Consider the following 10,738-nt stretch of genomic DNA (forward strand, 5'->3'; position numbering starts at 1 on the left):
CCTCCCACCCCTGTTCGAAGGGCGATGCGCGTCAGGGCCGTTCCAGCAGGCGCGGCCCTGGCCCTTGGGCGCCCAGCGCATCGTCGGGATTGCGCAACGGGCAATCGGCCAGCGACAGGCAGCCGCAGCCGATGCAGCTGTCCAGTTCGTCGCGCAGGCGCTCCAGCCGGCGGATGCGCTGATCCAGCGCGGCGCGCCATTGCTCCGACAGCGTCCGCCACTGTGCGGCGGTCAGCTTGCTGCCGGCCGGAAAGCGCGCCAGCGCGGCGCGGATCTCGTCCAGGGGAATGCCGGTGCGCTGCGCCACCTTGATGATCGCGATGTAGCGCAGCGTCACCGCCGGAAAGCGGCGCTGGTTGCCCTCGCTGCGCGTGGCCCGGATCAGCCCCTTGGCTTCGTAGAAATGCACGGTGGACACCGGCACCCCGCTGCGTTGTGCCACCTCGCCCACCGTCATCGCCCGCTCGCTGTCGATCTTCCTGTCCGCCGTCACGACCATTGACCTCAAGTTAAGTTGAGGAATTATGGTGCGTGCTGGCTGGGCCCGGCAATCGCGCGCGCGCCGCCAGGCCCGCCGCTTTGCCCGACTTCAACAGGAAAAACCATGAAACGCTTCATCGATGCCGCGCTCGCCAGCGGCTGGCTCTGGCTGCTGGCACGGCTGTGCCTGGCGGTGGTGTTCGTCTCGTCCGGCCTCGCCAAGCTGATCGACTACGAAGGCGGGCTGCGCGAGATGCGCGCCGCCGGCCTCAGCCCCGACTGGCTGTTCAACCTGCTCACCGCCTTCACCCTGCTGGCCGGCGCCACGTTGCTGCTGCTCGACCGCGCACTATGGCTGGGAGCCGGCGCGCTGGCGCTGTTCCTGCTGGCGACCATTCTGGTGGTGCACACCTTCTGGCGTTTCGACGGCGCCCAGGCGCAGCTGTCGCTGTTCTTCGCGCTGGAGCATGTATCGGTGATCGGTGGCCTGCTGGCCGCGGCCATTGCCAGCCATGCGCGGCGGACAATTCTTACGGTCGGAAGCCTGATCGCCACGTGTCGAGGCTGAGCCGCCGGGGCGCCGGCTGGCGGGGGAAATTGCCGGCCGGCGCTGCGCGGGCCGGCAGGGAGCATGTTCGCTCATGCGGGCGTAGCCCTTGCCGTTCTTCGCATTGGGCGGCTGCCTCGCGGCGCGCGCCGGCGCCGCGCCGTAGCGGAATCCTTGGTCCAGAGGAAGATTTGCCCAACGCGGTCACTGTGAAACCGGGGTGGTGACAGCGCTTTCACCTGGGAATGAATATGTCTTCTTTGTTTCTTTGTGATTTCTTGTTTCTTTCAAAATTCAGTCGCTTGCCATTCGTCAACTTGTATTGATGTATCAAAAAATCACAATAGTATACGAAAGGCTTATGCAGATAAGCATGTATGTTTCTTTCTCGTACGCCAATTTTTCTGGAGGTCCATCGTGAAGACATTGCAAGCGATTCAGGGTGTATGCGGGTTGGGCAAGTGGCTGGGCAAGCTGGTGGTGGCGGGGTTGTTGCTGGCGGGGGCGGGGCAGGCCTCGGCGGCCAACCTGGGCACGTGCTCCGGCACCATCACCACCACCTATGACCCGCCGATCACCACTGTGGCACAGGATGTAACGGCCACCATCGTCTCCAACTATGTACTTTGTTCCTCGCTGGTCCCGCTGTTCGTGGGGACCGGCACCGGCGTGGCGGTCAACGAGTTCAAGGGCGCCACTTGCGCGCAGATCGTGACGCCGACCTCCACCTTTGGCGACAAGACCATCACCTACAGCGGTGGCGACACCACGACGCTGGCCGGCAGCGGGGCCACGGTGGCCAGGGTCGACCTGGGTACCAGCTTCGCGGTCACGCGTACCTCCGCGGTGACGGCCGGACGGTTCGCCGGTGGCAACGGGGTCGAAACCGCGATCGTGCTGAAAACCAGTCTGGCCAGTTGCTCGGACCTGACCCCGCTGGCGCAGACCACCGGCGCCACCACGCTCGAGTTTGTCTCCGTTCCCTGAGTACCTGATGTAGCGCCCAAGCCGACGGCGTGCGGCGCCGGTCTTCGCCGGCGGTTCGCCTGCCCGGCAAAGTCGCTGTAACCCTTGCTGCTTGTCGTCTCGCCCGATCGGGAGGCCGCTTGCGCCTGCGACCCGGCGCGGGGGAATCCGTGGTCCACGGAGGGATTTGCCCGGTGCGCTCACTGGGAACCGTCCGCGATGACCGCGATTTTCTCCAGGCGGTAAGGCTATTTTATTTCTTTATGCTTACGTAATTTGTTCGTGTGTCATTCGTCAACTTGGATTGATGTGCCAAGAAGTGGCGATGGCATTCGAAAGAATTTTTCAGATAGGCATGTATGTTTCTTTCCGAGTAAGTACATTTTGAGGAGATTCATCATGAAGACATGGCAAGCGATTCAGGGTGTATGTGGATTGAGCAAGTGGCTGGGCAAGCTGATGGTGGCTGGGATGTTGTTGGCGGGGGCAGGGCAGGCATCGGCGGTTTCGCTGGGCACATGTACTGGCACCCTCACCACGACGTTCAGCCCGGCGATCACGACTGTGCCGCAGGATGTGACGGCAACCGTTGCGTCGGTGTACGCCGTCTGCAATTCGGTGCTCCCGCTGTGGGTGGGGTCGGGGACCGGCGTGGCGGTCAATCACCTCAAGGGCAGCACCTGCGCCCAGATCACGACGCCCACCTCGACCTTCGGCGACAAGACCATCGTCTATAGCGATGCCGCCGGCAGCACGATCTCCGGCACTGGCGCCACGGTGGCCCGAGTCGATCTCGGCGCAAGCTACGCGGTCACGCGCACTTCCACCGTGCAATCCGGCGAGTTCGCGGGGGCCAATGCGGTGGAGACCGCGATCGTGCTGAAAAGCGATCTGGCCAGTTGTTCCGACCTGACGCCGCTGGCGCAGACTTCCGGCGCCACCACGCTGGAGTTTGTCTCCGTTCCCTGAATCCCCGATGTAGCGCTGTGGCCGGCGCGAGTCGCCGGCCGAAGCAGATTGTCGATGAACCGGGCGGTGGGCGGCGATGGGCCGCCCCCGCCCGGTTTTTCGTCAGTGGGAAGACCGGGCGAGCGTGGACCGCCCGCTGCTTACTCCGCCGCCGCCTCGAAATGCGTGCCGGGCTGGAGCGAACGTGCCAGGCGCATGCCGGTGGCCGGCGTCGAGAAGTCCGGCGTGGCCGGGGCGCGGTCGGTCAGGTGCATCTCCTGGCCGTTGTCCCAACTGGCGCCGCGCATGATGCGCTCCGGGTTCGGGCTCTGGCCCACCGGGTTCACCTGCGGCGCGGTGGTGTAGACGCGTTCGCGGTCGGTGGTCCATTCCCAGGCATTGCCCGACATGTCGTACAAGCCCAGCGCATTGGGGGCGAAGCTGCCCACCGGCGCGGTGCCGGGATGGCCGTCGTCCAGTTCCCAGATCACCAGCCAGTCGGGCAGCGGTCCCTTGATCGGCTCGAAGAACACCTTGAAGCTCCGGTCCGCGATGTTGGCGGCGGGCTTGCCTTGGCGCAGCGGTGCGCCGTTGCCCCAGGCGTTGACGATGTCGCGGCCGCGTTCGCGCGCGGCGTATTCCCATTCGGCCTCGGTCGGCAGGCGGTAACCCGGCACCTGGGCCACGTCGGTGGTCGGCTGGCCGGCGGCGTCGAGCAGGTCGCCGCTGGTTTCGTCGTAGGCGGCGGGCAGGCCGTGCTCAAGGTTCAGCCAGTTGATGTAGCGGATCGCGTCGAGCCAGGTGACGTTGATCGCCGGCCGCTCGCCGCGCCCCAGCTCCACGCCCGCCCAATCCAGCGAGCTGAGCGGCGCCTGGCCGGTGGCCCGGCGATAGCGGTCGAACTGGCGGAAGGTGACCTCGGTGGCGCTCAGGTGGAACGACGACAGGGTGACCGGATGCACCGGGAATTCGTTGGGATAGTTGAACGCGCTCAGCACGGTGGCGCCCATGGTGAAGGTGCCGCCCGGCACCAGCACGAACTGCTTGCGCTTCACCCCGGTGCCCAGCGCCGCCCAGGCGTTGCCGGTGCCGGGGGCCTGCCCCAGCGTCCACCACTGCGCCTGGTACAGCCGGCCTTCATGCCAGGCCAGTTCGCCGGCTTGGTAGGCCTTCGCCGGCAGCCAGCCGGCGGCGGTGTCCTCCGCCGGTGCCAACCGCCAGGCATCGGTGGCGCCGCCCGGCGCGTCGTTGCGGTTCCACCAGCGCGCCTGCCAGTCCTGTCCCTGGTGGCTGACGATCTCGCCCCGCTCGTAGGTGGCGCCGCTCTGCCACGCCGCGGCCAGCGCCGCCGGCACGTGGCCGATCAGCAGGGCGGCCAGGGTCAGGCCCGGCATGGATAGGGAGTGGGCGAGGGATTGCCGAATGCGCTTGCCGTACAGCTTCATCTTGTTCTCCAGTGTGGCGATAGGCCCGGCGGGCGCCGGGCAGGCCAAACTGTCATGACGCGGACATTTGCTCAAGCGTGCACGGATTTTGGCGCGGGAAATGTCCTTTTGAAACGACAGCTTTATGGTTAATTGCTGATAAGTTGATTCAGCGCGGCTGGCAAAACCCAGCGAAGCGGTTCGGGCGGGGAGCGCGCAACGCAGACAGTACAAGGTGTACGGCAAGTGGGGCTCGGCGCCCACGCGCGACGCCGCCGGAGGGGGGGCGGCCGCTCTCGGCAAAGGCCGATGGGGAAAGGCGCGCGCCCGCGTTACCCGGCCGGGCGAATCCAGCTTTGAACGAGGTCCATCAGCTCCTGCACCCTGAACGGCTTGGCGCAGTGGGCGGTGAAGCCGGCCTCCAGCGCCTGCTCGACATCCTTGGCGCGGCTGAAGGCCGAGAGCGCCAACGCGGGAATCCGCTGGCCCGGCGGCTCCTGCTGCCGCCAGTCGCGCATCAGGGTGTAGCCGTCCTTGCCGGGCAGGCCCAGGTCGCTGATGAGCACCCGCGGGGGCGTCTGTCGCAGCAGTTGCATCGCGGCGTCGTAGTGGGTGGCGAGCCGCACCCGGGCGCCACGGTCCTGGAGGATGATCGCCAGCATCTTGCCGGCCTCGGGGTCGTCTTCCACGACCAGGATATCGACATCCGACAGGTCGGCTTCGTTGCCCAGCCGATGCTCGGTGTCGTCGCTGTCGGGCCGGGCCGAGGCGACCGGATGCACCGCGTTCGGTGTGTTCGGCAGCATCAGGTCGAAGCAGGCGCCCTGGCCGGGGCCGTCGCTGTGGGCGTGGAGCTGGCCGCCGTGCAGTTCGACCAGTTGCTTGACGATGGACAGCCCCAGCCCCAGGCCCCCGTGGGTGCGATTGGTCGCGGCGTCGCCCTGGGTGAAGCGCTCGAACAGATGCGGCAGGAAATCGGCGCTGATGCCGCGCCCGTCGTCGCGGACCTGCAGCGACCAGCTTTTCTCGTCGCGGCGCAAGGTGAGCCATACCGTGCCCTGTTGCCGCGAGAACTTGATCGCGTTCGACAGCAGGTTCCACACGATCTGCTCCAGTCGATCCGGGTCGGAGATCACCGTGCCGTCGGCCGCCTGCAGGTCGAGCAGCAGCGTGAGCTGCTTGTCTTCCACGGCCGATTCCAGCGCCGCCACGGCGCTTTGCACCACTTCCTCCGGCCGGGTCTCCTGCCAGTTCATCCGCAGCTTGCCCAGGTCCATGCGCGACAGTTCGAGCAGCGCGCCGATCAGCTGCGTCTGGGCGCGGGCGCTGCGTTCGATGACTTCCAGCCCGCGGGCCATCTTGCCCTCGGGTTGCAGCCGCCGCAGCATCTGGGTCCAGCCGAGGATGGCGCTGAGGGGGGTGCGCAGCTCGTGGGAGACCAGTGCGATGAATTCGTCCTTGGAGCGCGCCAGCTGCTCGGCCGCGGATCGCGCCGCCTGTTCCCGTTCGAGCAGGGCCTCGCGTTCCTCCGCCAGCGCCACGCGCTCTGAGATATCGACGACGACGGCGACGCTCAGGCCGGGCTCGACGTGCGCCGACATGCTCCATTGCAGCGGAACGGCTTGGCCGAGGGCGTTGAGCGCCCGGAATTCGCTGCGCCAGACGCCCTGTTCCCGGTGGGCGAGCCATTCGCGGAAGCGCGGTTGTTCGGCGGGGTCGATCATCTCGACGACCGGGCGGCCGATCCACGCGGCCTCGTGCTCCTGCAGGATGGTGCACATGGCCGGGTTGGCGCTGATCAGGCGGCCCGCCGCATCGATCAGGCAGATGCCGGTGAAGGCCTGGTCGAAGATGGCCTTGAACCGCACCTCGCTGCGGCGCATGCCTTCTTCCGCGGTGCGGGCCCGCACCAGGGCGGTCAGCGTCGCCACCAGCAGTTCCGGATCCGCCGGGTGCGTCATGTAGGCGTCGGCGCCGGCGTAGACGCCTTGCAGCTTGTCCTGGTCCCGCACGTGCGCCGCCGACAGATGGATCAGGGGCAGGCGGGCGGTGTCGGCGCGGTCGCGCAGGCGCCGGCACACCTCGAAGCCGTCCAGGTCCGGCAGGTGCACGTCGAGCACCACGGCGCTGAGGGTGCCGTCGGCCAGTTGCAGCGCCTCGGTGCCGGTGGCCGCTTCCCGCGTGTGGAAGCCGGCGGCGCGCAAGGTGCGCGCGGTGGCGTAGCGGGTGGTGGGGTTGTCGTCGACCACCAGGATCTCTTCGTGCTTCCCGTCCGCGCCCGGACCGGCGACCCAGCTCATGGGGCGGCCTCCCGCGCGGATTCGGAGGACGGCAGGTGGAGCGGCACGCTGACCCAGAAGGTGGAGCCCACCCCGGGGGTGCTTTCCATGCCGACGTTGCCCCCGAGCAGTTCCGCCAGGCGCTTGCTCAGCGACAAGCCGAGCCCGGTGCCGCGCAGCCGCTTCTGGATCGGCGAATCCACCTGCACGAAGTCCTGGAAGATCGCGCCCTGGAACTCGGGGGCGATCCCGATGCCGGTGTCGCTCACCGAGAAGCGGGCGCGTTCCGCGCTTTCCCGCACGGCGGTGATCCGCACCTCGCCCCGGCTGGTGAACTTCAAGGCGTTGGAGATGAAGTTGCGCAGGATCTGCGCCAGCTTGCGGTCGTCGTTGAACAGCCGCGGCAGATTGTCCGGGGTTTCGAAGACCAGGGCGACGTCGGGGTTGGTGAGAATCGGTCTGAACATGCCGCGCAGCGAGGTGAACAGATCCACCAGCTCGAACCAGGCCGGCGAGATGTCCACCCGCCCGGCTTCCACCTTGGCCAGGTCGAGCAGGTCGTCGACCATCTCGGAGAACTCCGCCGCGGTGTCCTGGATAAAGCGCACCTGGCGCGCCTGCTCGTCGGTCAACGGCCCGTCCACGCGGTCGGCCAGCAGCCGCGCGATGCTGCGGATGCCGCCGATCGGGGTGCGGAACTCGTGGCTCATGTAGGCCAGGAAGCGGCTTTTCAGCTCGGTGGCGCGCCGCAGTTCCTCGGCCTGGGTGTCCAGCTCGGCATACAGCGCCAGCACGCCGCGGTTGGTCTCGTCGAGTTCGGCCTGCAATTGCTCGACCTGCGCTTGCAGCAACGCTATCTGTGCGGCACTCATCCGCTATTCCTTTTCAGAACCAGCACCGTCGCGTCGTCGCGGCCGCGCCGGTTGTCGCGCCACAGGGTCGCGGCAATGATGGCGGGGTGATGCCGCAGCAGCGACGGGTGCGCCAGGCGCCAGCGGGTCGCCAGGCCGTCCGAGTGCATCACCAGCAGGGTATGGTCGCCGAGGGTGTACCGGTTGGGTTGCACCTGCCGCATCGCCAGCCCGACCGTGCCGTGCTGGGTGGCCAGGGTGCGGTCTTCCACGCCCGACAGCAGGCGGCCGCAGATATTGCCGGCGCCCGAGTATTCGAGCGATGGCCCGGCCAGTTCGAGTTGCGCCAGCGCCACCGCCGCGCCCCGCGTCGCGCGCAGCGCCCGGTGCATCTGGTCGAGCAGTTGCCGGGGCGCCGCCGCCGGCATCCCGGCGAAGCACTCGACCGCCGCATTGGCGGCCTCGGCCGCGTGGGAGCCATGGCCCAGGCCGTCGGCGAGCAAGGCCGAGGCGCGCTCGCCGTCCTGCGCCACCGCCCAGGCGTCGCCGCACACGGTTTCACCGGGCGCGGCGATGGCGACCACGCCGACCGAGAATGCCTGGGGCGACGCGGCGGCGCCGGCCACCGCGGCGCTGTGCGCGTGCAACCGGGCCAGGATCACCGTGCCATCGGGCGAGGAATGCAGGTCGAAGTCGTGGCTGAGCCGTCGTACCGCGCCCAGGCCCTGGCCCAGCGTGCCCACGGTCGAAAAGCCGTCGGCCATGGCGGCGGCGACGTCGTCGATGCCGGGGCCCTGGTCGACCGAGATCAGCTCGATCTGCCAACTGCCCCGGCCATCGGCGACCCGGGCGAGCAGCACCTGGCCGGAGCGGGCGTGCTTGACCAGGTTGCTGCCCAGCTCCGTCGCCACCAGCGCCACCTGCCCGGCCGCCACGTCGTCGAAACCGCTCGCCTGCGCCAGGGCCACCGCGTCGCGGCGCAATTCGCCGATCTGGCTCTGCTCGGTCAACGGGTACAGGCGATGGGTGATCCCGCTGCTTACTTCCATCGGGTGATCGTCACGCAGGTGCCTTCGCCGGGCGCGGTGCGAATGTCGAATTCGTCGACCAGCCGGCGGCTGCCGGACAAGCCCATGCCCAGGCCGCCGCCGGAGGTCCAGCCGTCGGTGAGGGCGAGATCGAGGTCGGGGATGCCGGGGCCCTGGTCGGCGAACGCCAGCCGCAGGCCCTGGCGCGGGCCCAGGCTCACCACTTCCCAGCGCATCTCGCCGCCGCCGCCGTACACCACCGTGTTGCGGGAAAGCTCGCTCGCCGCCGTCACCATCTTGGTCTGGTCGACGAGCGAGAACTTGAGTTGTTGCGCCAAGCGACGCACCTGCTGCCGGCTCATCACGATGTCCTGCTCGTTGCCGAGCGGCATGCTGCCGATGGTGGGGTCGCTCACTGGTCCAGTTCCTCCGCCAGCGCGTTCTCCAGCAGTTTCATGCCGTGTTCCATGTTCAGTGCCGTGCGCACGCCGGGCAGCGACAATCCCAGCTCGACCAGGGTGATCGCGACCGCCGGCTGCATGCCGACGACCACGGTGGTGGCGTCCAGCACCCGGGCGATGCCCGAAATCGACGCCAGCATGCGGCCGATGAACGAGTCGACGATCTCCAGCGCGGAGATATCGATGAGCACGCCCCGGGCGCCGGTGCGTTCGATCCTCGACGCCAGGTCTTCCTGTAGCGTCAGGGCCGTCTGGTCCTGCAGGTCGACCTGGATGGTCACCAGCAGGAAGCGCCCCAGTTGCAGGATGGGAATGCGGTCCATGCCGGCCTCAGACCTTGCGGGTGACGACGTAGCCACCCTGCCGCAGGGCGACCGCCAGCGCATCGGCCAGGGTGGCCTTGGTGGTGATGCCCTGCAGGTCGATGCCGAGGTGGACGATGGTCTGCGCGATCTGCGGGCGGATGCCGCTGATGATGCAGTCGGCGCCCATCAGCCGGATCGCGGTCACCGTCTTCAGCAGGTGCTGCGCCACCAGGGTGTCCACCGTGGGCACGCCGGTGATGTCGATGATGGCCAGCGAGGCGCCGGTCTCCGCGATCTGCTGCAGCAGCGCTTCCATCACCATCTGCGTGCGGCTGCTGTCGAGCGTGCCGATCATGGGAACCGCCAGCAGGCCATCCCACAGTTTGACCACCGGCGTGGACAGTTCCAGCAATTCGTCCTGCTGCCGGCGGATGATGTCTTCGCGGGTCAGTTGATAGGTGGAGACGGTGAGCTGGGCCAGCCCGTCCACCAGCACCGAGGTCCACCACAGGGCGTCGGTCAGCGCCTGCGGCCGATCGCTGAATTGCTGCTGCAACGCGAGGAAGAGCGGCTTCTTCAACGCCAGCACGAAGCGGCTGGTTTCGCCGGCGGATTCGCCGCCGGCCGCGCGCGAAGCGGACAGCGCTTCCAGCTGCTGTCGCAGCGCCTGCCATTGCGGCGCGGCGATCTGGTTGTCGGCATCCTGCGCCAGGCCCGCCTGGAGCGCGCGGATCAACTGCTGTGCTTCCTTCTCGATGGCCCTGCCGGCGGCGGGGCGTGCTGCGTGCTGCAACTCGTCGAGCCAGGCGCTCAGCGCTTGAGCTTCGTGGTCGCGCAAGTACTGAGCGAGGGCTTCGTTTTGAATTTTCATGGGTTCACCAAGGTGGAAAGCATTGGGGCGACATGTCGCCCCACGGGAAATACCTGCATCGAGACCACCGCATGGGTCGGACCGGGCAACGCAGTTGCCGGGCGCAACAAGCCCACCGGATCGTGGAGGAGCCATATGTCATGCACAAGTGACATATTTTGGTGGCAAAAAAAGCCTGACGGTTATCGCCGCCCTGATGGTACAGCGCCTGATCGACGCCATGTGCCGGGCGTGCGTCGTGGCGCGTCCGCCAGGGCTGCGCGCCGATCCCATCCGACAACGAAATCGGGTGTCTGGGCGACAGCGCTGTCGGCCGGGGGCGGTGATGCGGCCTTCACGCTGCCCGCCAGGCCCGAAGGGCTGTATTGCCCGGCGGGCGACTTCCACATCGACCCGTGGCGCCCGGTGCCGCGGGCGGTGATCACCAGGCAGCCGGGGCGACGGCTGTTCGCGGTGGTGACCTCCTCCCGCAAAACCGTAGCGTTCAAAAGTAGAGATTTCTGGCAAATTTGAGCCCATCCGGGCAGGAGATTTGTCATGAAAAAATCGAAGTGCACCGAAGCGCAGATCGCATTTGC

At 67.6% G+C, this 10,738-nt stretch carries 12 protein-coding genes; 3 read left to right on the forward strand and 9 right to left on the reverse strand.

What is annotated here, in order from left to right; translation table 11 throughout:
* Nucleotides 1-31: 31 nt before the first annotated feature.
* The gene (gene soxR / locus C556_RS0106035; protein WP_018747339.1) at nt 32-499 is read right to left on the reverse strand and encodes a redox-sensitive transcriptional activator SoxR; all 468 of its coding nucleotides are present in this window, start codon (nt 497-499) and stop codon (nt 32-34) included.
* A gap of 105 nt (nt 500-604) precedes the next feature.
* Between soxR and C556_RS0106040 the strand changes: the two genes are divergently transcribed.
* The 3 genes from C556_RS0106040 to C556_RS0106050 all read left to right on the forward strand — a co-directional run bounded on the left by C556_RS0106040 (nt 605) and on the right by C556_RS0106050 (nt 2,962).
* Complete coding sequence (locus C556_RS0106040; RefSeq protein ID WP_018747340.1) at nt 605-1,048, forward strand: DoxX family membrane protein; 444 nt, start codon at nt 605-607, stop codon at nt 1,046-1,048.
* A 396-nt stretch (nt 1,049-1,444) separates the two neighbouring features.
* Nucleotides 1,445-2,014 carry a hypothetical protein gene (locus C556_RS21530; RefSeq protein ID WP_157235917.1) on the forward strand — a complete coding sequence of 190 codons (570 nt, stop codon included), beginning with the start codon at nt 1,445-1,447 and terminating at the stop codon, nt 2,012-2,014.
* A 378-nt stretch (nt 2,015-2,392) separates the two neighbouring features.
* Complete coding sequence (locus C556_RS0106050) at nt 2,393-2,962, forward strand: hypothetical protein (RefSeq protein WP_018747342.1); 570 nt, start codon at nt 2,393-2,395, stop codon at nt 2,960-2,962.
* Nucleotides 2,963-3,102: 140 nt separating this feature from the next.
* Here the strand turns inward: C556_RS0106050 and C556_RS21535 are convergent, their stop codons facing one another.
* The 8 genes from C556_RS21535 to C556_RS23590 form a co-directional block, all read right to left on the reverse strand.
* Entirely contained in the window at nt 3,103-4,386 is a 1,284-nt protein-coding gene (locus tag C556_RS21535; protein WP_018747343.1) for an SUMF1/EgtB/PvdO family nonheme iron enzyme, read from the reverse strand.
* Between the two features lie 311 nt (nt 4,387-4,697).
* A complete protein-coding gene (locus tag C556_RS19570; protein WP_018747344.1) occupies nt 4,698-6,665 on the reverse strand; it encodes a hybrid sensor histidine kinase/response regulator in 1,968 nt (655 codons plus the stop codon).
* On the reverse strand, nt 6,662-7,516 hold the full coding sequence (locus C556_RS0106065) for a sensor histidine kinase (protein WP_026262851.1): 855 nt from the start codon (nt 7,514-7,516) through the stop codon (nt 6,662-6,664). Before C556_RS0106065 ends, C556_RS19570 begins: the two co-directional genes overlap by 4 nt.
* Complete coding sequence (locus tag C556_RS0106070) at nt 7,513-8,544, reverse strand: ATP-binding SpoIIE family protein phosphatase (RefSeq protein ID WP_018747346.1); 1,032 nt, start codon at nt 8,542-8,544, stop codon at nt 7,513-7,515. The genes C556_RS0106065 and C556_RS0106070 overlap by 4 nt, the downstream gene beginning before the upstream one ends.
* Nucleotides 8,535-8,939: an anti-sigma regulatory factor gene (locus tag C556_RS0106075; protein ID WP_018747347.1), complete on the reverse strand. Its 405-nt coding sequence runs from the start codon at nt 8,937-8,939 to the stop codon at nt 8,535-8,537. The genes C556_RS0106070 and C556_RS0106075 overlap by 10 nt, the downstream gene beginning before the upstream one ends.
* Nucleotides 8,936-9,307: an STAS domain-containing protein gene (locus C556_RS0106080; RefSeq protein ID WP_018747348.1), complete on the reverse strand. Its 372-nt coding sequence runs from the start codon at nt 9,305-9,307 to the stop codon at nt 8,936-8,938. The genes C556_RS0106075 and C556_RS0106080 overlap by 4 nt, the downstream gene beginning before the upstream one ends.
* A gap of 7 nt (nt 9,308-9,314) precedes the next feature.
* Nucleotides 9,315-10,160, reverse strand: coding sequence for an STAS domain-containing protein (locus tag C556_RS0106085; protein WP_040430513.1), 846 nt, complete (start codon nt 10,158-10,160; stop codon nt 9,315-9,317).
* Nucleotides 10,161-10,342: 182 nt separating this feature from the next.
* Nucleotides 10,343-10,738 (reverse strand): hypothetical protein (locus tag C556_RS23590; RefSeq protein ID WP_211214676.1); only part of this gene is annotated, 396 nt, incomplete at its 5' end.

It is taken from the genome of Chitiniphilus shinanonensis DSM 23277, assembly GCF_000374805.1.
Classification (GTDB): Bacteria; Pseudomonadota; Gammaproteobacteria; order Burkholderiales; family Chitinibacteraceae; genus Chitiniphilus; species Chitiniphilus shinanonensis.